Below are 21,626 nucleotides of genomic sequence, written 5' to 3'. Positions count from 1 at the left end.
AAAGCGAGGGGCGAACGCTTTGGCTATTTATGAATGCCCTCATGAGCCCGGAGAATGAGCCATCCCCGTAAATTCGCCCCTTCTGCCTTGATCCTGTCCTTCACGAGGCGCATGTAGCCTGACGATGAGCAATTCCACGAAAGAGAGGCCGGGCATGCGAGACCGCTTCAAGAGGTCGGTCGAGCGGCTGGTGCCGACCGAGGCGCGGCTGGGCGACCTGCTCTGGCCCTTCCACCGCACACCCGAGCGCAAGACGCCCGCCACCCGCCGCCGTCCGGCAGGCGGATCGCCGCTTGTCGAGGTCACGGATTTCGGCAGCAATCCCGGCTGCCTGCGCATGTTCGCGCATATTCCCGAAGGCCTGCCCGCCGGGCGGCCGCTCGTTCTGGTGCTGCACGGCTGCCAGCAGGATGCCGAAAGCTACGACCGCGCCGCCGGCTGGGCGTCGCTTGCAGACGAGCGCGGTTTTGCCGTCGTCTATGCCCAGCAGCGCGAGGCGAACAATCCGCGGCTCTGCTTCACCTGGTTCCGCCCGAGCGAGGTGACGCGCGACCGCGGCGAACTGATGTCGATCCGCCAGATGGTGGCCCATGCCGCCGAACAGGCGGGCAGCGACCCGCAGCGCATCTTCATCACCGGCCTTTCCGCCGGCGGGGCGATGACGGCCGCGATGCTGGCCAACTATCCCGAGCTTTTCGCCGGCGGCGCCATCATCGCGGGTCTTCCCTTCGGCGCGGCGCGCGACGCCACCCGCGCCTTCGACGCCATGAAGGAGGCCCCGGAGCGCACCGCCCGCGAATGGTCCGACCTCGTCCGCAAGATTTCTCCCCGCATCACCCGCAAGCCCGCCATCTCGATCTGGCACGGCACGGCCGACGAGACCGTCTCCCTCTCCAACGGCCTTGCCCTCGTCGAGCAATGGCGCGATCTCTATCGCCTGCCGAAGGACGCCTTCGTGGAAAAGCGCATGAAGGGCCGCCGCACGCGCATCTGGCCCGACAAGGACGGCAAGCCCCTCGTCACCTTCCACGAGATCGACGGCATGGGCCACGGCACGCCGGTGCTGACAGGCGAGGGCGGCGGCCATGCGGTATCCGCCGAGCCGTTCATGCTGGAGGCGGGGTTCTCGTCAACGCTGGAGATCGCCAGGGCGTGGGGTTTGACGCGGAAGTGGAAGCGGTAGGCGGCGCTGCGCCATTCTTTTCCATTCGCCCCTCACCCTAACCCTCTCCCCGCAAGCGGAGAGAGGGGACTTGCCCCACGCAGGGTCATTGATCGGGAAAAACGGCGCGGCATATCCCTTCTCCCCGCTTGCGGGAAGAAGGGCCGGCAGGCGGATGAGGGGCAACCGGCACCGGCGGCGTGATGTGTTGAACATCGGGCCGCCCCGTTCGAACGGAGGCGGTCAGGCAACGGCCTCGCCAGGGCTCACCCCAGCAGCCACTCATGCTCCTTCGCGTTGTGGAACTTCCACACCCGCTTCGGCCCCGCCATCACGTTGAGATAGTAGAGATCGTAGCCGTGGATAGTGGCGCAGGGGTGGTAGCCCTTCGGCACCAGCGTCACGTCGCCGTCCTCCACCGCCATCGCCTCGTCGAGCGAGCGGTCGTCCGTGTAGACGCGCTGGAAGGCGAAGCCCTGCGGCGGGTTGATGCGGTGGTAGTAGGTCTCTTCCAGCAGGCTTTCGTTCGGCAGGTCGTCCCGGTCGTGCTTGTGCGAGGGATAGGACGAGGTGTTGCCGCTCGGGGTGATGACCTCGACCACGAGCAGCGAATGGGCCGAATTATCGTCTTCCGGCATGATGTTGTAGACGTGGCGGACATTCGAGCCCTTGCCGCGCGAAAGCTTCGGATGGGTGCCCGGCGGAATGGCCTTCGCCTCATGGTCGCCGCCGCCCGGTGCCGAGCAGACGGCGAGCTCCAGATCGGTCTCCGCCGTCACCGACCAGTTGGAATCGGCAGGGATGTAGAGCGCATGCGGTGCCCCCTCGAAGGGGTTCATGCGCTTGCCGAGGACGCCGAAATCCTTGCCGCCCGCGGTCGCCTTGCCCTTGCCGGAGATCCAGACGAGGCAGACCTCGCGGCTTCCCGTTTCCGCCGCGACGATCTCGCCTGGCTTCATGCGGTGCAGGTCGAAGCCGACATAGGTCCAGCCGGCGCTTTCGGGCGTCACATGGCTGACGCGGCCATGGGTGCCGTTCGGTTTTACGAGGAGGTTCGGCATGGGCATGTTCCTTTCATTCGGCGTCCGGCAGGGTTCAGCCCTTCGGGAAACCTTCCGTCTCCACGGTATAACCCGCGGCGGTCATGACGCGCATCAGTTCCTTATGACCGATCTCGGCCATTTTCTGCGGCGGCGCCTTGCGCGGGTCCTGCTCGGCTTCCACGACGAACCAGCCTTCATAGCCGTAATCGGCCAGCTTCTGCACGATCGCGCCGAAATCGAGCGAGCCGTCGCCCGGCACGGTGAAGGCGCCGAGCGCCACCGCGTCGAGGAAGGACTGCCGGCTGCGGTCGAGGCCGTCGACCACGGACCGGCGGATGTCCTTCACATGGACATGGTTGATGCGGGCATGGTGGTTGTCGATGGCGCGCAGCACGTCGCCGCCGGCAAAGGCGAGGTGCCCGGCATCGAGCAGCAGCGGAATGCCTTCGCCGGAGGCCTTCATGAAGGCGTCGAGCTCCGGCTCGGTCTCCACGACGGCGGCCATGTGGTGATGGTAGGAGAGGGGCATGCCCTGTTCCGCGCACCATTCGCCGAATTCCGTCAGCTTGCGGCCATAGGCCTTCATCTCGTCGTCGGAAAGGCGCGGCTTGGTGGCGAGCGGCTTCGAGCGGTCACCCTGGATGGAGCGGCCGACCTCGCCATAGACGATGCAGGGCGCATCGACGGCCTTGAACAGCTCGATCATCGGCGCGATGCGGTCCTTGTTGGCGGCAAGCTCCTCGTCGACCAGCGTGCCGGAGAACCAGCCGCCGCACAGCGTCACGTCGGCCGCGCGCAGGATCGGCAGCATCACGGTGGGATCCTCGGGAAAGCGGCGTCCTTTCTCCATGCCGGTAAAGCCGGCGCTGCGCGACTGGCGAAGGCATTCCTCGAGGGATACATCGTCGCTGAGTTCAGGAAGGTCGTCGTTCCACCAGGCGATGGGCGACATGCCGAGTTTGGCTTTCATCTGGATCTCCTTGGGGAAGGCAAGCGGCCTTCCGATATCATTATCTCCCTGCCTTTCCTCCGTTATCCTCGGGCTTGATCCGAGGACGGAGAGGAGGAGAGAGGCATTGTCTGTGTCCTACCCGAGGCTCTGCGCCGCGCGGGCCTTCACATAGGCCTCGCGCGCCTTGTTGACCTCGGCCCGGGGGCTCACCTCCGGCACGGCGACGTCCCACCAGTGGCCGCCTTCCTTGGTGGTGATCAGCGGATCGGTGTCGATGACGATGACCGAGGTGCGGTCGTTCGCCTTGCTCTCCTCAATGGCCGTTTCGAGGTCGGCGATGGAGGAGACCTTGACGGCGACGGCCCCCATGCTTTCGGCATGGGCGCGGAAGTCGATGTCCGGCATGGTCTCGATCATCGCGTCCTTGAGCAGGTTGTTGAAGTTGGCGCCGCCGGTGCCCATCTGCAGGCGGTTGATGCAGCCGTAGCCGCGATTGTCGAGCACGACGACGGTCAATTTTTTGCCGAGCATGATCGAGGTGGAAAGCTCGGAATTCATCATCATGTAGGAGCCGTCGCCGACCATGACGACGACATCCGCCTCCGGCCGCGCCAGCTTGACGCCGAGCGCCCCGGCGATCTCGTAGCCCATGCAGGAAAAGCCGTATTCCATGTGGTAGCCGCCGGGCTTCACCGCCTGCCAGAGCTTGTGCAGCTCGCCCGGAAGGCCGCCCGCCGCGCAGACGAGCACGGAATTCTCCCCGCCGATGCTGCGCTGCACCGCGCCGATGACCTGCGCGTCGGAGGGAAGGTCGGCACTGGTCGGCGCGGTCGCCCGGTTCGCCGCCGCCATCCATTCGGCCTTGCGGGCCCTGGCCGAGGCTTCCACCGAGGCCGGGGCCTTCCAGCCGCCGAGCGCTTCGGAAAGCAGCGTCAGGCCCTCGCGGGCGTCGGAAACGAGTGGCCGGCTGTCATGCTTGGTAGCGTCGAAGGCCACGGTGTTGAGGCCGACCATCTTCAGCTTCTCATTCTTGAAGAGTGCCCAGGAACCGGTCGTGAAATCCTGCATGCGCGTGCCGACGGCGAGGATGACATCCGCCTCCTCGGCAAAGGCATTGGCGGCGGAGGTGCCGGTAACGCCGATGGAGCCCATGCAGAGCGGATGATCGTCCGGGATCGCCGACTTGCCCGCCTGGGTGACGGCGGCGGGAATGCCGTGGCGCTCGGCGAAGGCCTTCAGCTCGGCGGTCGCCTGCGAATAGAGCACGCCGCCGCCGGCAAGGATCAGCGGCTTTTCCGCCTTGCGCAGCGTCTCGATGGCGGCGGCCAGCTCGTCGCTGTCCGGGCGCGGGCGGCGCTGCGTCCAGACCTTCTCTTCGAAGAGGCTCGCCGGATAGTCGTAGGCTTCGGCCTGCACGTCCTGGCAGAGCGAGAGCGTCACCGGGCCGCAATCGACGGGATCGGTCAGCACCTGCATGGCGCGCTTCAGCGCCGGGATGATCTGCTCGGGGCGGGTGATGCGGTCGAAATAGCGCGAGACGCAGCGGAAGGCGTCGTTGACCGAAACGGTGCCGTCGCCGAAATCCTCGATCTGCTGGAGCACCGGGTCGGGAATGCGGTTGGCGAAGACGTCGCCGGGCAGGAACAGGACGGGAAGGCGATTGACATGCGCAACACCCGCGGCCGTCACCATGTTGAGCGCGCCGGGGCCGATGGAGGTCGTGCAGGCCATGAAGCGCTGGCGGAAGCTCGCCTTGGCGAAGGCGACGGCGGCATGCGCCATGCCCTGCTCGTTATGGGCGCGCAGCGTCGGCAGCTCCTCGCGCACCTGGTAAAGCGCCTCGCCCATGCCCGCGACGTTGCCATGGCCGAAAATGGCCCAGACACCGGCGAAGATCGGCACCTTCCTGCCGTCCACGACGGTCATCTGCGCCTTCAGGAAATGCGCGACGGCCTGCGCCATCGTCAGCCGGATCGTCTTGCCCATGGTCTTCCTCCCAAATTCTCTGTCTTACAGTCCGCGCGTGCCGAGCCAGGCGTCGGTCAGCGTGCGGAAGCGGCCGGCCATGTCGGCGATGGCCGCCTCGTCGTCCATTCTGCCGGCCATCCAGGCGCGGGCGGCGTCCGCGAAGATCGTGCGGCCGACGGCGAAGCCCTTGACGGCCGGGGCCACCTTCGTCGCCTCGAAGGCCTTGATGAGGTCCTCCGTCGGTGCCTCCAGCCCGAGCAGCACGATACCACGGCAATAAACATCGTTCTTGGCGATCACCGCCTCGATGTTCCGCCATGCCTCCGGGGAGGCCTGCGGCTCCAGCTTCCACCAGTCCGGCTTGATGCCGAGATCGTAGAGCTCCTGCAACGCGGTGGAGATCGTATCGTCCTTGAGCGGCCCGTTCTTGCCGGCGATGATCTCGACCAGCAGCTCGCGCCCGACGCGGCGCGCCGCCTCGAAGAGCGTGCGCAGCTTCTCCTGCTGCTCCTGCTTGAGCGCGGCCGGATCGTCGGGATGGTAGAAGCACAGGCACTTGATGCAATGGTCGAGCGGCCATTCCACGAGCTGCGAGCCGATATCCTGGCTGAATTCGAAGCGCAGCGGCTTGGAGCCCGGCAGCTCGACCGGCCGGCCGAGCCAGGAGAAATCCTTGGTGGCGGCGTCGAAGAAGGCGTCGCGCCCGAAGCGCTCGTCGATCAGCATGCCATAGCCCGGCCGCCCACCGGCAACCCGCGCGGCGGCTTCCACGGTGAGGCGCTTGAACTGCGAGATCTTTTCGTGCGGCACGCCGAGTTCGTCGGCGACGTCGACGAGTTGCATGCGGTGGTCGCAGGCGAGCGCCATGAGCAGCGGAATGTCGCCCTGCTTGCGGTTCGTCGCCCAGTGAATATGGTTGATCGCCTCGTCCTTGCGCAGTGCCCGGTGCTTGCTGCCGTTCTTCAGGAAGAATTCCAGCTCCTCCCAGCTCGGATATTCCGGCGAGCAGAGCAGGCGTGAGACGGCGAAGGCGCCACAGGCATTGGCCCAGGTGGCGGAGGTCGCATGGTCCTCGCCAGTAAGCCAGCCGCGAAGGAAGCCGGACATGAAGGCATCCCCCGCGCCGAGCACGTTATAGACCTCGATGGGAAAGCCCTGGCCCACCACGCCGTCTTCCAGGTCGTCGGAGATCGGGCCGTCATAGACGATACAGCCCATCGCGCCGCGTTTCAGGACGATGGTGGCGGCGGAGACCGCGCGGATCGCCTTCAGCGAGGCGAGCACGTCGTCCGCGCCCGAGGCGATCATGATCTCCTCCTCGGTGCCGACGATCAGGTCGCAATCCGGCAATACGGATTTCATGATGGCCGAGACGCGGTCGGACTTCACATAGCGCTCGAAACCCTCGGCATGGCCGGCAAGGCCCCAGAGGTTCGGACGGTAGTCGATGTCGAAGACGACCTTGCCGCCGCTCTCTTTGGCGATGCGGATCGCCTTGCGCTGCGCGGCCTCGGTGTTGGGACGGGAGAAGTGCGTGCCGGAAACCAGCACGGCGCGCGAGGAGCGCACGAAGGCCTCGTCCACGTCGCCCTCGTCGAGCGCCATGTCGGCGCAGTCGGTGCGCACGAAGATCATCGGCGAAACGCCCTCGGATTCGATGGCGAGCAGCACGAGCGCCGTCAGGCGCTCCCTGTCGGTCCTGATGCCCTCGACATTGACGCCCTCGCGGGCGGACTGTTCGCGGATGAAACGGCCCATCTGCTCGTCGCCGACGCGGGTGATGAGCGCGGACCTGAGGCCGAGGCGGGCGGTGCCGATGGCGATGTTTGCCGGGCAGCCGCCGACCGATTTCGCGAAGGAGGCCGTGTCTTCCAGGCGCGTGCCGAGCTGCTGGCCGTAGAGGTCGACGGACGAACGGCCGATCGTGATGACGTCCAGCGTCTTCGTCTGGTCGGTATGGGGCATGTCTTCCTCCCGGTCTTGCGGCGCCGTCGTGGATGCGCGGCGGATTTCGGGAAAATGAAACATGAATTCCATTATTCTGTCAATTCGGAATATACATTCCGTTTCTATTCCACAGCATTCCCTTTGGGCGAGCGCTTGAGGCTACGCCGCCGCTCGGCGATGGCGACCGGCAGCGCCATGGCGAGCGCGATGGAGGCGGAAAGCGAGCGGAAGCCGGCATAATCCGCCTCCGACACTTCGAACCAGTGGGTGGCGGAGGCGGCGAGGGGGGAGAAGACGGAATCGGTGATGGCGACGATGGGTACGCCCCGGGCGGCGAGCTCCTGCGCCTGCGTCAGGCTCTCGGCGGCATAGGGCGCGAAGCTCGCGGCAATCACGGCGTCCCGGGTCGTCGCGAACTGCGTCATTTCGGGGTCGATGCCGTTCGGCGAGGCGATGATCTGGTGGCGGATGCCGAGCTTGCCGAAGGCATAGGCGATATGCGCCGTCAGCGGATAGGAGCGCCGCTTGGCGACGAGATAGATGGTTTCCGCCCGGGCGAGCAGGTCGACGGCCTTGGAGAAGGTCTCGCCGTCGATGGTGCCGGCGAGCCGCGCCACCGACTGGCTCGCCGCCGTCAGGAAGCCGGAGAGCAGTTCCGCGTCGCTGTTGGCCGCCGGCCCCGCCTCCAGCGAGAGCATGCGCTCCTCATAGGAAAGCGTGCGGTCGCGCAGGCGCGCGCGAAAGACGTTCTGGAGGTCGGAAAAGCCTTCGTAGCCGAGGTGGTGGGCAAGGCGTACCAGCGTCGAAGGCTGCACGTCGGCCGCCGTCGCGATGCTCGCCGCCGTGCCGAAGGCCATGTCGTCCGGGTTGGAAAGCGCATAGGCCGCCACCTGCGCCAGCCGCTTCGGCATGGTCGCCTTGCGCTCGATGATGACGCTGCGCAGGCTGTCGAAATCGCGGGGCACGCGCGTAAGGGCCGCTTCGCTGCTGTTCATGGATCTGTTCTCCTCGTGCGGCCATTCTGCGACAAATGAAATAAATATTCCATATCTTCGGAAAAGATAGTTTTCGTTCCAAATCTTTCCCGCTATGGATGGCGCAAGGCGCGCCCTCAGCGCGAGGTATATCAACTCTTGCGAAACTGCGTAGCGGTTTTGCGAGGGCCGGAGACGATGGAGGATTGTCATGAAGGCCTTGGGTATCGGACTGATCGGCACGGGTTACATGGGCAAGTGCCATGCGCTCGCCTGGAACAATGTCAGCACCGTCTTCGGCGACGTCGAGCGCCCGCGCCTCGTGCATCTCGCCGAGGCCAATGCGGAGCTGGCGGCAAGCCGCGCCCGCGAATTCGGCTTCGCAAGATCCACCGCCGACTGGCGCGACCTCCTGTCCGATCCCGAGATCGATGTCATTTCCGTCACCACGCCGAACCAGTTCCACGCCGAGATGGCCATCGCCGCGCTCGAGGCCGGCAAGCATGTCTGGTGCGAGAAGCCGATGGCGCCGGCCTTCGCCGATGCCGAGCGCATGCTCGCAGCCCAGCGCACGTCGGGCAAGGTGGCCGTGATGGGCTACAATTACATTCAGAATCCTGTCATGCGGCACATCCGCCTGCTGCTCGACGAGGGCCGCATCGGCACGGTCAACCATGTCCGCATCGAGATGGACGAGGACTTCATGGCCGATCCGGGCGCACCCTTCTACTGGAAGAGCGAGGCATCCTCCGGCTACGGCGCGCTCGACGATTTCGCGGTGCACCCGCTTTCGCTGCTCTGGAGCCTCTTCGGCCATGTCGAGGCCGTCATCGCCTCGCTGGCGAAACCCTATGCCGAGCGCCCGCTGAAGGAAGGCGGCCGCCGCGCCGTCGAGAACCACGATATCGCCAGCGTCCTGATGCGCCTTCCCGGCGGCATTTCCGGCGTGCTGATGGCCAACCGCTCCGCCTGGGGCCGCAAGGGCCGCATCGCCCTGCAGATCTACGGCTCGAAGGGCTCGATCCTCTACGACCAGGAGCGCATGAACGAGTTCCAGCTCTACACGACCGAAGGCCGCGCCACCGAGCAGGGCTTTTCCACAGTCCTGACCGCGCCGCACCACAGGCCCTATGACCGCTTCATCCCGGCGCCCGGCCACGGCCTCGGCTTCAACGATCTCAAGGTCATCGAATGCCGCGAGCTGATCGCCGCAATCGCCGGCATGGCCTCGCATTCCATTGATTTCAATCATGGTCTGCGCATCGAGCAATCCGTGCACGCCATGGCGCGGTCGTTCCGCGAGGCACGCTGGGTGGAGATCGCCTCTGCGTGAGTTTCCGTTGGCCGGGTCCAAAAAATCCGGCCGGCCACGCATTGAAACGGCCAATCCCATACGTAATACTCTCGGCAATAATGCCGGAGGGATGGGCATGTTCAAGCGACTACCGAAACGCTGGGCGCCGGTTTTCCTTGTCTCGATTGCTGTCGTTGTGTTCAACGCGGGCGCCGCAGAGGCCAAACGCGTGGCGCTGCTGATAGGCAATCAGAAATACGAGGAAACCGCACCGCTCAACAATCCTGCGAACGACGTGGAGCTGATGCGCGCCTCGTTCCAGGAAGCGGGCTTTGATTCCGTGAAGACCGTCTTCGATCTCGACCGCGCCGCCATGGTCAAGGCGCTGCGCGATTTCGAGGACGAATCCATCGATGCGGAAATGGCCGTGGTCTACTATTCCGGCCACGCGATGGAGATGAACGGGGTCAATTACCTGATCCCCGTCGACGCGGCGCTGAGGAGCGACCGCGACGTCGAGGACGAGAGCGTCGCCATCGACCGCGTCCAGCGCTCGCTGGAAGGCGCCAAGAAGCTGAAGCTCTTCATTCTCGACGCCTGCCGCAACAATCCCTTCGCCGCCTCCATGACGCGCTCCATCGGCACGCGCGCCGTCAGCCGCGGCCTTGCCCGCGTCGAGCCCGAATCGGCCGACACGCTGATCGCCTTCGCCTCCAAGGCCGGCACGGTGGCGCTGGACGGGGAGGGCAGGAACAGCCCCTTCGCCACGGCGCTCGCGAAATATCTCACCGAGCCGGGCCTCGACGTGCGCATCGCGCTCGGCAAGGTGCGCGACGAGGTGGTGCAGGCGACCAACCGCGAGCAGGAACCCTTCGTCTACGGTTCGCTCGGCGGGGCGCAGATCTTCCTGAACATCAAGGAAGTGAACATCAACATCACCAACAGCGGCAACACGCAGGAAGTCTCGCCGAACGGCCAGTCCGAGGCGGCCGCCGACTGGCAGAACATCCGCGACCTTGCCGACGAGGACCTGATCAACGCCTTCATCGCCAAGCACGGCAAGGACCCGGTCTACAAGATGCTGGCGGAAAAGAAGCTCGCCAGCCTCAAGGAGGCCACCCAGAACGAAGGCCAGGACGCGGCAAGCATCGCCTGGGAGGCGCTGAAGGAATCGACCGACGCGGCCGCCCTGCAGCGCTTCATCGAGCGCTATCCGGACAGCCAGCACCGCGGCGATGCCGAACACCTGATCGCCGCGCTGGAGCCGAAGAAGGGCCTCAGCGTCAACCTCGCCGCCAAGGAAACGGCCGCCTCGCGCGATTGCTTCCTCCTGGCCGGCGAGCCGCAGTCGCTGCCCGGCTTCATGGGCGTCAACTTCTTGAAGATCGACGCCAAGCGGGCGCTCACCGCCTGCGCGCAGGCCGTCAACGAGAATCCCTCCGACGGCATGCTGGTGAACCTGCTCGGCCGCTCGCACGACGCCGACCGCAACTATGTCGAGGCGCGGCGCAACTACGAGAAGGCCATCGAGCTCGGCAACATGTACGCGCTCACCAACCTCGCCTGGTTCTCGATCTACGGCACGGATGGACCGGTCGACGTGGCCAAGGGCCTCTCGATGTTCGAGAAGGCGGCGATCGCCGGCAATTCCTATGCGCAGGCCTCGCTCGGCTGGCTGTACCGGGAAGGCTATGGCGGCACCCGCCAGGACTATAACGAGGCCTTGAAGTGGTATCAGCAGTCCGCAAACCAGGGCTATGCCAATGCCATGGCGACCATGGGCTGGTTCTACCGCGAAGGTCTCGGCGTCTCGCAGGATTATGTCCAGTCGCTCGCCTGGTACCGCAAGGCCGCCGATGCGGGCGATGCCAACGCCATGTCCTCGCTCGGCTGGGCCTACCAGAACGGCCTCGGCACGTCGCAGAACTACGGCGAGGCGAAGGTCTGGTACGAAAAGGCCGCCAATATCGGCGACGCCTATTCCATGGCCTCGCTCGCCTGGCTCTATGACGTCGGCAACGGCGTGAAGCAGGACTATGTGGAGGCCCGCTACTGGTACGAGAAGGCGGCCAATGCCGGCAGCTCCTATGCCATGGGCAACCTTTCGCGCCTCTACGACCAGGGCCTCGGCACGCCGTCGGACGCGAAGGAGGCCGTCCGCTGGGCCGCCGCCAGCATCGAGAGCGGCGATGCCACCAAGCTGAAGGAACTGAAGGAGAATCCCGGCAACTTCACCGTCGCCTTCCGCCGGGAAATGCAGGATCTCCTGAAGGAGCGCGGCTATTACAGCGGCGCGTCCGACGGCGAATTCGGCCCGGCCACCATGGCCGCGATCGAAAAGCTGGCGACGGGCCGCAACGACAGCACGCTGTCGAGCGCCGGCACCTCGACCGTCACGACGACGGGCCAGTCGACCGTCGCCCTCAGCGGCTCGGAGGCCGAGCAGTGCTACGAGCTGGCGGGCGAGCCGAATGTCCGTCCGGGCTTCGTCGGCAAGCTCTTCGCGCAGATCGACTATGGCCGGGCTATACCGGTCTGCGAGGCGGCGCTGGACGCCAACCCCTCGGACAATTCGCTTCGCAACATGCTGGGCCGCGCCCACGATGCCGCGCGCAACTATCCGCAGGCGCGCGAGAATTACCAGAAGGCGGCCGATGCGGGGAACCTCTACGCGCTGACCAACCTTGCCTGGTATTCGATCTACGGCACGGACGGCGCTGTCGACATGGGCAAGGGCACGCGCATGTTCGAGCAGGCCGCCAATGCCGGCAATGCCTATGCCCAGGCGTCCCTCGGCTGGCTCTACCGCGAAGGCTACAACGGCACGCGCAAGGACTATGACGAGGCGATCAAGTGGTACCGCAAGGCCGCCGAACAGGGCTATGCCAACGCGCAGGCCACGATGGGCTGGTTCTACCGCGAAGGCCTTGGCACGCCGCGCGACCACAACATCTCGCTCGACTGGTACAAGAAGGGCGCGGAAGGCGGCGACATCAACGCCATGTCCTCGGTCGGCTATGCCTACCAGTCCGGCCTCGGCGTGGCGGTCGATTATGCCGAGGCGCGCAAGTGGTACGAGAAGGCCGCGGCCTTCAACGACTACTATTCCATGGCCTCGCTCGGCTGGCTCTATGATGCCGGCAACGGCGTGAAGCAGGACTATGTCGAAGCCCTGAACTGGTACGAGAAGGCGGCCAGTGGCGGCAATACCTACGCCATGGGCAACCTCTCGCGCCTTTACGACCAGGGCCTCGGCACCCGCGCCAACGCCAAGGAGGCCGCCCGCTGGGCCGCCGCCAGCGTGGAAGGCGGCGACCAGGGCAAGCTGCAGGAGCTCAAGGGCTCTCCGGCGAACTTCACGCCGCAGTTCCGCAAGGAGTTCCAGCAGATCCTGCGTGACCGTGGCTACTACAACGGCCCCGTCGATGGCGATTTCGGCGCTTCGACGCAAAACGCCATCGACCGCCTCGCCGCCCGCACCTGAGCCGCGCCGGTACACAGAGCAAAGCCGCTGGAAACGACCGTTTCCGGCGGCTTTTCATGTCGAACGATAACCGCGTGGCAGCTTGTATGAGCAAGCGACAGCGGACGCCTGGAATATGAAATAAAGGAAAGGGTAGGGGGAACTGGCGGAGAAGAAGGGATTCGAACCCTCGATACCGTTTCCGGTATACTCCCTTAGCAGGGGAGCGCCTTCGACCACTCGGCCACCTCTCCGCTCGCGGTTTCACTATGCGGCATGGACTGAGATTGCAAGGCTTTTTTCGGTTCTTGCGACAATATTCTGAATTTCAACAGCAGAGGCCGGCTCGACGAAAAAGAGGGCGCAAGCCATTGTTTCTCGGCCTGTTTCCGCAAGCTTTCCGCAATGCTTGTTTCCCATCCGTGCGCCGCCCGGGATGCTGATGCTGCGACTGCAAACGAAGCCGGCTTGAAAGCCGAAAGATGCTCGCCGCAGCTTGTCGCTTCATCTGATTCTCGTGGGCAGTCGACATCGCCGGCGCCGAATGCAATCCGGCGCCGGCGGAGTAAATCCGGCCGTCAAACCGTCTTCGCGCGAGCGGCGCGCTCGAGGATCGGCACGCAGATATCGAGATCGCCCGAAGCCAGATGCGCATAACGCATGGTCATCTGCAATGTCTGGTGGCCGAGCCATGTCTGGACGCGACGAATATCGATGCCACCCTGGACCAGCCGTGAGGCGCAGGTGTGGCGCAGGATGTGCGGCACGACGTCCGGCTCTGAGCCGAGTCCCACTTCCTGCTTCGCCTCGTTCCAGGCGGCCCTGAATTTCGCCTGGATGATGTTGGTAAACGGCCCCCGCCGCGTTCGCTCCGAAGCCTGTATGGCCGCCGCCGCCCGCTCGGTGAGGGGAACGGAGCGGCTTTTGCCGCTTTTCGTCAGCCAGAAGGTTGCGCGGTCACGGTTGAGATCCTGCCAGCGCAGGCCTATGCCTTCGCCAAGACGTGCGCCGGTGTCGATCAGGAAGATGCAGAAACGGCCATAGAGGTCCGACTTTTCGGAAATAGCCTCAAAAAGCCGCGTTTCCTCCTCCGGCTCCAGAAAACGGATGCGTCCCGCCTTTTCCTTCAGGCGCTTGAATTCCGGCAGGCTCTGGATGTCGCCCATCTTGTGGGCCTTGCGCAGAAGCTTGCTGAGCGCCGCCATCTTCCGGTTGATCGTGGCGTTGCTGTTGCCCCGCTTGCGAAGCGCCGAGATCAGCGTGTCCAGCATCTCGTCAGTGAATTCCGAAAATTCCGCCCCGAACAGAACCTCGTCGAGTTCGCCGATAAAGGACGAGACATTGTATTTGTGCGAGCCCGGTTCCCAAAGGACATCGACATAGCGGCCGAGCAAGGCCCGAAGGCTGTTGAGTTGAGACGTTCGGCCCTTTATTCCGCCGAGCTGATAATCCAATTTATAGAGACTGTTAACTTGGGTAGTTTGTAACATTTCGCTCCCCCGGCACGATCTTGATCGCCCATTGGTTGCATAATATAGTTAGCAAATTCTGTTGAAAAGCCCCAAACAACAGAAATAGGGGAGCACCCGGCCTTTTCAGGCCGGATGATCCCCCTCTTTTCGGCTAAGTCAGATCGACTTAGAAGTTACGCTGCAGACGCAGGAAGCCGCTGACTTCGCTGTCACCTTCATCCGGATCGGTGTAGTTAACCGTTGCCTTGACAGCGAGGTTTTCGACGACCTGGTAGTCGACCGTCAGGCCAACGCGCCATGCATCGTTGCCCTTTACGAGATCGAAGTCGCCGAAGTACTGGGCGCCGGGCGTGATCGACAGCTTGTCGGTTGCCTTGAACGAGTAGTCGGCAGCAACGCTCCACTTGGCGGCGTCGTAGTAAGCGTTCTGACCGCTTGCATAGAGGCCCATCAGTTCGAAGGTGCCCGGACCAACTTCAGCCGAGAGCCAGCCGCGGACTGCGCCTTCTTCAGCGGCGTTGTCGTAGGCGCCGAGCAGTTCGAAGTTCACGCCACCGAGGGTCGCTGCAACCATGCCGGAGATGCCGACACCGTTATGCGTCCTGAGCGTCGTCACGACCGGAGCGCCGGCGAACGTGGTGTCGTAGTAGTCCGGGATTTCATCGACCGACAGACCGGCGCGGAAGGCGCCGCCGTCATAGACGTAACGAACCGAGGTGAAACGGGTGACGTTCGACGCCGTTTCCGTTTCGCCGATCATGTCGTTATCCCACCAGTTCAGGAAGGTACCGGCACGGAAGCCACCGAGTTCGAGGTAGACTTCATCGAAATAGAGGTCCGAAGCGCCGCTACCGAGTGCAGACACGTTACGGTCGGCAGCAAGCACCGCACCGTTGTCGGCGAAGGCAGCGTTGCCAGCTTCACCCTGAATGGTGATGACGCTCGAGAGCGTGCCGAGTTCCGTGTCGGACTTGGCTTCAATGGCCAGGTGACCACGGGTCCAGGTGTTCCAGTCAGAACGACCGAATTCGTCACGACCGAAGTCGGTCTGGAAACGGATGTAACCGCCGATCTTGAGGCAGGTTTCGGTGCCCGGGATGTAGAAGAAGCCGGTGCCGAAGGCGTCGCAAACGCGAACGTATTCCATGGGCTCAGGCTCAGCAGCAACGATAGCGTCGGCAGCCTGTGCGCCAGATACTGCTGCGAGAGCCGCAGCGGAGCCGATGAGAAGGCTCTTGATGTTCATTTCTGACCTCCAGTCAAAAAGAGCCCCGCATGTGTTTTGTGGGGCCTGATCAACCCTTGGTCGGAGATGGCTATATATAGAGTGTGTCTTGCGCCTTGGCGCAGGTTCGATGTGACGATAGCCCGACGCATCGCTGGCAACTGGAGTGAAAAAAGTGCGTGGTCTCCATGCAAAGGCGAAGCGACGCAGCTCGCCCAATCGATGACTGCTGGCGCGCCGACTCGGGCGAATCGAACAGGTAAATGACGACAGCGATTCTCTTCCGGTCTGCATGAAAAGGGCGGAGTCGGAGCCGAACCGCCGCGCTAAAAACGCTTCACCGCCACCTTGCGGGGCCGCATTTGCCCGCTTCTCGCCGGGTTTGTGGCATGCCATATGATGGTCGGGCGCCCGCTAAGTGCCCGCTTCATAAGGTGTTTTGTTAAGAATCCATAAACTTTTAGCGATCCGGCCTGCCGTTTTGTGTCCTTTGCGCAACAGCGCGGGGCGAAGGCTGGCGCAAACCCCCTCTCGTTTCAGTTTGGTGATTGCTTACGGAAACGCGTCTTGTATTTTCAGCTTCGGAAGCAGGGGCGGTTGATCGTCCGCTTCCTGAACTTGGGGATGGGGCAGGGAACGCTGTCCTTCAGCAAAAAACCCAGACCCGTTTGAAACTTTTTGACTGGAGGTCAGAAATGAACATCAAGAGCCTTCTCATCGGCTCCGCTGCGGCTCTCGCAGCAGTATCTGGCGCACAGGCTGCCGACGCTATCGTTGCTGCTGAGCCTGAGCCCATGGAATACGTTCGCGTTTGCGACGCCTTCGGCACCGGCTTCTTCTACATCCCGGGCACCGAAACCTGCCTCAAGATCGGCGGTTACATCCGTTTCCAGACCGACTTCGGTCGTGACGCCTTCGAGGCATCTGACTGGAACACCTGGACCCGCGCTCGTCTCGAAGTTCAGGCCAAGTCCGACACGGAACTCGGCACGCTCACGAGCTTCATCGCCATCCACGGCGAAGCTGGCAACGACGTTGATGGTCTTCCCGACGGCATCGCAGGTAGCGGCGCTACGAACGACTTCTACCTCGACGAAGCTTACATTGAACTCGGTGGCTTCCGTGCCGGTACCTTCCTGAACTGGTGGGATAACGACATGATCGGCGAAACCGAAACGGCGTCTTACAAGACCCGCTTCACCTCGGTTCGCTACGTCTATGACGGCGGCACCTTCCGCGCCGGTCTGTCGGTCGACGAAATTCCGGACTACTGGGATTCCTTTGCTGGCACCGGTAACGCTCACAACAATGTCGGCTTCTCCGGCATGGTTGCAGCGACCCTCGGTGGCGTGAACTTCGAACTGCTCGGCGCATACGACAACGCCGCTGAAGAAGGCGCAGTCCGCGCTTGGCTCTCGGCTGAAGTTGGTCCGGGCACCCTCGAAGTCATGGGCCTCTACTCGAGCGGCTGGAACGTCTACTACAACGAATCCGAGTGGAGCGTTGCGGCAGACTACTCGTTCAAGGCAACCGACAAGCTGGCCATCACGCCTGGCGCCCAGTACTTCGGCGACTACAAGCAGGTTAACGGCAACGACGCATGGCGCGTTGGCCTGACGGTCGACTACCAGATCGTCGAAAACCTTGCTCTCAAGGCGACGGTCAACTACACCGATCCGGATGAATCCGACGACTTCGTCTCGGGCTTCCTGCGCCTGCAGCGCTCGTTCTAATCTGATTTCATAATCGGATGAATGACCCGCAGCCTCCCTGAGGCTGCGGGTTTTTCTATTCAGCCTGCTTTTTGGAAAAGGCTGCCTTCCTACGGCCGGTGATTCAGGAAAGCCCTTATCCGCGGAAACAGGCTGCGGTGATGAAGCAGTGGGGTATGACCCTGGCCTTCGGCGGTAGCCGTCTCCAGATTCGGGGCCTCCGCCTTCATGCGTTCCATAGTTTCCGTTGAGAACAGCCTCGAATGTTCTCCCCGCACCACGAGCAGGGGCCGTTCCGCCAGAAGAGCGAATTGCGGCCATAGCGTCGGCAGAGGCTGGCTGAAATCCACGGCCTGCAACTGGTCGGCCAGCCGGGGATCGTGATCGGCTGCGATGCGGCCGTTCGTATCTCTATAGATGGCGTGGGCCATATCGAGCCAATCCGCCCGGGAAAGGGCGGGGAAGGTGGGGCCGTGGATGCGTTTGAGCGCGTCGGCGGCGTCTTCGAAGGTTTCCAGGAAGGCGCGGTTCGCGAGATAGTCGCGAATTTCCTTCAGTCCTTCGGCCTCGATTGCCGGCCCTATGTCGTTGAGGACTGCGGCGTCGATGAGGTCCGGCTGCGTTGCCGCCATGACATGCAGGATGAGGCCGCCGCGGGAGGTGCCGACGAAGATCGCGCGCGATATGCCGAGCGCGGCGCATGCGGCGATGACGTCGCGGCATTCGATAACGACATTATAGTTGGCGGCATCGTTGTCCCAGGCGGAAAGTCCTCGGCCGCGATAGTCGAGCGCGACGACCCGGCGGGGCAAGGCCGCGTCCTGCGAGAGAAGCGTGGCGAATGGGTGGAAGTCCCGCGCGTTGCGGCTGAGTCCCGGCAGGCAGATGACGGGGAGGCGTCTTTCCCCTCCCGGCGCGGGCTGGTAGTCGCGAGCATGCAGTTGCAGCCCGTCCGGTGCGGAAAAGAAGCGGCTGGTATCGTTCGTCATGCACAGGCCTCCTGATCTGGAGGCAGACTAGAGCAATTTCGTGCGGCATGCGAAGCCGTTACGCCCGCCTTCGCATGAAAACAAAGAGATAGAGCATTCATGCGGCGAGGCAGAATTTTTGGCGTGCGTCATTGCAAGGCGCGGCCGCCTCAGCGCCCCACGCTTAAATCATGCACGATATCGGCCTTCTGGCCGAGGCGGGTCTTGTAGACCTGATAATTCTCCATGACGCGCTGCACATAGCCGCGCGTCTCGGAGAAGGGGATGCGCTCGATCCAGTCCACCACCTCATCGATCGGCTTGCCGCGCGGGTCGCCATAGCGGGCGATCCACTGCGGTACGCGGCGCGGGCCGGCATTGTAGGCGATGAAGGTGAGGACATAGGAGCCGCCGAACTTGTCGATCTGCTCGCCGAGATAATGCGCGCCGAGCGTCGCATTATAGGCGGCGTCCGTCGTCAGCCGCCCCTTCGAATAGGCAAGGCCGTAGCGCTTGGCGACGCCTTCCGCCGTGCCGGGCATGAGCTGCAGCAGCCCTTGTGCATTGGCGGCGGAAACGGCGGCCGGGTTGAAGGCGCTTTCCTGCCGCGCGATGGCATAGGCGAGCGCCTTGCCGGAGCCGGCTATATTGGCGCCATCCGGAATGACGCCGATGGGGAAGGCGAGCGCCGCCACATCGATACCGCGCCCAAAAGCGATCTTGCCGATCTGCAGGGAAAGCTGGTGGTTGCCGTCCTTCTCCGCGTCGGCGGCAAGGAGCGCAAGTTCGCCGGGGCTCATCAGCTCGCCCGCGAGCGCCCGGTAGAGGCTATCGCCCCGCCAGCCATGGCCGGCGGCCTGAAGGCGGGCGATGGCCTGCACGGCCTCGCGCTGGCGGAAGCTCGTGCGCTCCTCCGCCGTCGGCGTCGGATAGGCGACATTCAGCGTCGTGCGGCCGAGCCGGGCAGCGGCAAGCTGGCCGTAGAAGGTACCGGGAAAGTTCGCGGCCTTGGTGAAATAATCCTTCGCATCACCCGGCCCGCCCTTTTCCGCCGCGCGCCCGAGCCAGTACCAGGCGCGGGAGACGGAGATCGGCCTGTCGGAGACCTGCAGGATGCGCTGGAAGTGCTTTGCCGCGATCTTCGCCTCGCCGAGATCGCGCAGCGCATACCAGCCGGCATGGAATTCTGCTTCCACTATATCGGCCGGATCGTCCGCGCCGTGCCGGGCGGCGACGCGATAGGCATCGCGATAGTCGCCAAGGTCGGCAAGCCCCCGGCTGACGATGCGCTGCTCGTTCCACCACGCGCCCGGATTGACGAGCCGTGCGGGATCTTCCGGCATGGCGGAAAAGAGTTTCGCGGCCGCGCGGTAATCTTCCCGGTTCCGCAGGTAGCGGATGCGCAGATAGGTATAGGCGGGGTCCTTCTGCCAACTCGCATCCACGACCTTGATAAGGTCGCCGGCAGTCCGGTTCTTGCGGATGACGGCCGCCCAGGCGCGGTAGAAGGATTGCGCCTTGCCGAGGTCGCCGAAACGCTGTGCCTGGTCGGCGCGGTCGCGGTAAAGCAGCATCTCCATGCGAGCCTTGTGATCCGCGACGGTAAGAAGCGTGCCGAACTCGCCAAGGATCTGGCTTTCGAGGTCCTTGGTGAGCGCCTCCTTCTGCCAGAATGAGCGCAGGACCTCGGTCGCGCGCGCCGTCTCACCAGAGGCGACGAGCGCGCGGGACAGCACGATGGCGCCTTCCGGCGTTTCCGGGCGGGTGGTACCGAAGGCGGCCAGCACGTCTGCGACCGGCGGGTTCTCGCGGGCGAGCGCCCGCTCGGAATGGCCGCGCAGCGCCTTCAGGCCCGGCCAGCCCTTGAGTTCGCGCTGGGCGCTGGCGATTTCAAGCGAGGGAACGCCCCGCTGGCCGGAAACGGCAATGGCCCAGGTGAGGATATGCCGGTCAAGGCTGCCGGAAGGAAGGCGGTCGCGCGCGGCGATGGCGGCGGCAGGATCGCGGTTGGAAAGCGCGTCGAGCCCGGCGCTGAGGTCCGGATTGACCGGCTGCAGGGCCTCGGCGCGCGGAATGGCATTGGTGATCACCTCGGGGGAGGGCATCTGGGCGGCGAAGCCGAGCGGCTTGATCTCCGGCACGGCGGAATTATCCGCCTCGACGGGCGAGGAGTGGAGCGCAAGGGTAGCCGCTCCGGCAAGCAGCAAGGCGCAAAGGGCAAAACCGTTTCTCGAGATCATGCTACGTCCCGGATACCTGGCAGGCGGCGCATGGACCCTCGCTTTCCGCCTGTTCTCCGACAAACATTAACCCTTCGTTGCCTTAACGAAACCTTAACCGCGCCTCTCACCAATCCGTGAAGGCTGCCGGTTCTCAGGCGACGGATGAAGCAGCGTAACTATTCATGCGGGCATGCGGATTTCCGCCTTGATCGTGCATGAAAACGCCCGTCGCGCGCTTGCCGCATCCCTGTCACATGATTATTGTGCGACCGTTTTTAACCACGGAATACGGCCAAAGCATGTATGCCCTTGCGGCGGCTCTGGCCTCAGGAGTTCTCGATGTTCAAGGGATCCATTCCCGCTCTCGTCACCCCGTTCACGGCTGCCGGCGCCGTCGATGAAGACGCCTTTGCCGCGCATGTGGAATGGCAGATCGGCGAAGGCAGCCACGGCCTCGTGCCGGTCGGCACCACCGGCGAATCGCCGACGCTGTCGCATGACGAGCACAAACGGGTGGTGGAACTCTGCATCAAGGTTGCCGCCGGCCGCGTTCCGGTGATCGCCGGCGCCGGCTCCAACAACACCAAGGAAGCGATCGATCTCGCCCAGCACGCCGAAAAGGCGGGCGCGGACGCGATCCTCGTCGTCACGCCCTATTACAACAAGCCGACGCAGAAGGGCCTCTTCGCGCATTTCGCGGCCGTCGCCGAGGCCGTGAAGGTGCCGATCGTCATCTACAACATTCCGGGCCGTTCGGTGATCGACATGACGCCGGAAACGATGGGCGCGCTGCACAAGGCGCATCCCTCGATCATGGGCGTCAAGGATGCGACGGGCAAGATCGAGCGCGTTTCCGAGCAGCGCATCGCTTGCGGCAAGGACTTCGTCCAGCTTTCGGGCGAGGATGCGACCGCGCTCGGCTTCAACGCCCATGGCGGCGTCGGCTGCATCTCGGTCACGGCCAATGTCGCCCCGCGGCTCTGTGCCGAGTTCCAGAAGGCGACGCTTGCCGGCGACTATGCCAAGGCGCTGGAATACCAGGACCGGCTGATGCCGCTGCACAAGGCGATCTTCATGGAGCCGGGCGTCTGCGGTGCGAAATACGGCCTCTCGCGCGTGCGCGGGATGAACCGCACCGTCCGCTCCCCGCTCGTCTCCTCGCTGGAGCCGGCCACGGAGGCGGCCATCGACGCGGCGTTGCGCCACGCCGGGCTGTTGAACTGA

The 21,626-nt window shown here is 64.1% G+C and carries 14 protein-coding genes and 1 tRNA gene; 5 read left to right on the top strand and 10 right to left on the bottom strand.

All coding sequences use genetic code 11. The annotated features are described in order from the left end of the window. Nucleotides 1–154: 154 nt before the first annotated feature. Nucleotides 155–1,183, top strand: coding sequence for an extracellular catalytic domain type 1 short-chain-length polyhydroxyalkanoate depolymerase (locus DSD28_RS23515; protein WP_162911528.1), 1,029 nt, complete (start codon nt 155–157; stop codon nt 1,181–1,183). Nucleotides 1,184–1,428: 245 nt separating this feature from the next. Here the strand turns inward: DSD28_RS23515 and iolB are convergent, their stop codons facing one another. From iolB to DSD28_RS23490, 5 genes are all read right to left on the bottom strand, one after another. Further along, nucleotides 1,429–2,223: a 5-deoxy-glucuronate isomerase gene (gene iolB, locus DSD28_RS23510; RefSeq protein ID WP_119258926.1), complete on the bottom strand. Its 795-nt coding sequence runs from the start codon at nt 2,221–2,223 to the stop codon at nt 1,429–1,431. 34 nt (nt 2,224–2,257) lie between these two features. Then, nucleotides 2,258–3,175, bottom strand: coding sequence for a myo-inosose-2 dehydratase (gene iolE, locus DSD28_RS23505; RefSeq protein WP_119258857.1), 918 nt, complete (start codon nt 3,173–3,175; stop codon nt 2,258–2,260). 117 nt (nt 3,176–3,292) lie between these two features. Further along, a complete protein-coding gene (gene iolD / locus DSD28_RS23500) occupies nt 3,293–5,143 on the bottom strand; it encodes a 3D-(3,5/4)-trihydroxycyclohexane-1,2-dione acylhydrolase (decyclizing) (protein ID WP_119258856.1) in 1,851 nt (616 codons plus the stop codon). A gap of 24 nt (nt 5,144–5,167) precedes the next feature. Then, on the bottom strand, nt 5,168–7,090 hold the full coding sequence (locus DSD28_RS23495) for a bifunctional 5-dehydro-2-deoxygluconokinase/5-dehydro-2-deoxyphosphogluconate aldolase (protein ID WP_119258925.1): 1,923 nt from the start codon (nt 7,088–7,090) through the stop codon (nt 5,168–5,170). Between the two features lie 104 nt (nt 7,091–7,194). Continuing rightward, entirely contained in the window at nt 7,195–8,067 is an 873-nt protein-coding gene (locus tag DSD28_RS23490; protein WP_119258855.1) for a MurR/RpiR family transcriptional regulator, read from the bottom strand. 190 nt (nt 8,068–8,257) lie between these two features. Here DSD28_RS23490 and DSD28_RS23485 point away from each other — a divergent pair, with 190 nt between their 5' ends. Together DSD28_RS23485 and DSD28_RS23480 are read left to right on the top strand one after the other, a co-directional pair. Continuing rightward, nucleotides 8,258–9,379: a Gfo/Idh/MocA family protein gene (locus DSD28_RS23485; protein WP_119258854.1), complete on the top strand. Its 1,122-nt coding sequence runs from the start codon at nt 8,258–8,260 to the stop codon at nt 9,377–9,379. A gap of 97 nt (nt 9,380–9,476) precedes the next feature. Beyond that, nucleotides 9,477–12,824 (top strand): caspase family protein, encoded by a 3,348-nt coding sequence (locus DSD28_RS23480; protein WP_162911527.1) that lies wholly within the window; start codon nt 9,477–9,479, stop codon nt 12,822–12,824. A gap of 143 nt (nt 12,825–12,967) precedes the next feature. On the opposite strand, the gene DSD28_RS23475 is transcribed toward DSD28_RS23480, so the two are convergent. From DSD28_RS23475 to DSD28_RS23465, 3 genes are all read right to left on the bottom strand, one after another. Next, nucleotides 12,968–13,057 (bottom strand) — tRNA-Ser (locus tag DSD28_RS23475). Nucleotides 13,058–13,381: 324 nt separating this feature from the next. Further along, nucleotides 13,382–14,293 (bottom strand): site-specific integrase, encoded by a 912-nt coding sequence (locus tag DSD28_RS23470; protein WP_119258852.1) that lies wholly within the window; start codon nt 14,291–14,293, stop codon nt 13,382–13,384. Between the two features lie 148 nt (nt 14,294–14,441). Then, complete coding sequence (locus DSD28_RS23465; protein ID WP_119258851.1) at nt 14,442–15,521, bottom strand: porin; 1,080 nt, start codon at nt 15,519–15,521, stop codon at nt 14,442–14,444. A 674-nt stretch (nt 15,522–16,195) separates the two neighbouring features. Here DSD28_RS23465 and DSD28_RS23460 point away from each other — a divergent pair. After that, on the top strand, nt 16,196–17,233 hold the full coding sequence (locus DSD28_RS23460) for a porin (protein WP_119258850.1): 1,038 nt from the start codon (nt 16,196–16,198) through the stop codon (nt 17,231–17,233). 89 nt (nt 17,234–17,322) lie between these two features. On the opposite strand, the gene DSD28_RS23455 is transcribed toward DSD28_RS23460, so the two are convergent. Beyond that, on the bottom strand, nt 17,323–18,201 hold the full coding sequence (locus DSD28_RS23455) for an alpha/beta fold hydrolase (protein WP_119258849.1): 879 nt from the start codon (nt 18,199–18,201) through the stop codon (nt 17,323–17,325). Nucleotides 18,202–18,350: 149 nt separating this feature from the next. Continuing rightward, nucleotides 18,351–20,420 (bottom strand): lytic transglycosylase domain-containing protein, encoded by a 2,070-nt coding sequence (locus tag DSD28_RS23450; protein ID WP_119258848.1) that lies wholly within the window; start codon nt 20,418–20,420, stop codon nt 18,351–18,353. A 321-nt stretch (nt 20,421–20,741) separates the two neighbouring features. Between DSD28_RS23450 and dapA the strand changes: the two genes are divergently transcribed. Next, the gene (gene dapA / locus DSD28_RS23445) at nt 20,742–21,626 is read left to right on the top strand and encodes a 4-hydroxy-tetrahydrodipicolinate synthase (protein ID WP_119258847.1); all 885 of its coding nucleotides are present in this window, start codon (nt 20,742–20,744) and stop codon (nt 21,624–21,626) included.

It is taken from the genome of Shinella zoogloeoides, assembly GCF_003574625.1.
In the GTDB taxonomy this organism is placed as follows: Bacteria; Pseudomonadota; Alphaproteobacteria; order Rhizobiales; family Rhizobiaceae; genus Shinella; species Shinella zoogloeoides_A.
This window is presented reverse-complemented; position numbering and strand designations above follow the sequence as displayed.

Coding starts and splice junctions, on each gene's coding strand:
- DSD28_RS23455 (WP_119258849.1), bottom strand. CDS start 18,201: ATGACGAACGATACCAGCCGCTTCTTTTCCGCACCGGACGGGCTGCAA.
- DSD28_RS23470 (WP_119258852.1), bottom strand. CDS start 14,293: ATGTTACAAACTACCCAAGTTAACAGTCTCTATAAATTGGATTATCAG.
- DSD28_RS23450 (WP_119258848.1), bottom strand. CDS start 20,420: ATGATCTCGAGAAACGGTTTTGCCCTTTGCGCCTTGCTGCTTGCCGGA.
- DSD28_RS23485 (WP_119258854.1), top strand. CDS start 8,258: ATGAAGGCCTTGGGTATCGGACTGATCGGCACGGGTTACATGGGCAAG.
- iolD (WP_119258856.1), bottom strand. CDS start 5,143: ATGGGCAAGACGATCCGGCTGACGATGGCGCAGGCCGTCGCGCATTTC.
- DSD28_RS23460 (WP_119258850.1), top strand. CDS start 16,196: ATGAACATCAAGAGCCTTCTCATCGGCTCCGCTGCGGCTCTCGCAGCA.
- DSD28_RS23465 (WP_119258851.1), bottom strand. CDS start 15,521: ATGAACATCAAGAGCCTTCTCATCGGCTCCGCTGCGGCTCTCGCAGCA.
- iolB (WP_119258926.1), bottom strand. CDS start 2,223: ATGCCGAACCTCCTCGTAAAACCGAACGGCACCCATGGCCGCGTCAGC.
- iolE (WP_119258857.1), bottom strand. CDS start 3,175: ATGAAAGCCAAACTCGGCATGTCGCCCATCGCCTGGTGGAACGACGAC.
- DSD28_RS23480 (WP_162911527.1), top strand. CDS start 9,477: ATGTTCAAGCGACTACCGAAACGCTGGGCGCCGGTTTTCCTTGTCTCG.
- DSD28_RS23495 (WP_119258925.1), bottom strand. CDS start 7,090: ATGCCCCATACCGACCAGACGAAGACGCTGGACGTCATCACGATCGGC.
- dapA (WP_119258847.1), top strand. CDS start 20,742: ATGTTCAAGGGATCCATTCCCGCTCTCGTCACCCCGTTCACGGCTGCC.
- DSD28_RS23515 (WP_162911528.1), top strand. CDS start 155: ATGCGAGACCGCTTCAAGAGGTCGGTCGAGCGGCTGGTGCCGACCGAG.
- DSD28_RS23490 (WP_119258855.1), bottom strand. CDS start 8,067: ATGAACAGCAGCGAAGCGGCCCTTACGCGCGTGCCCCGCGATTTCGAC.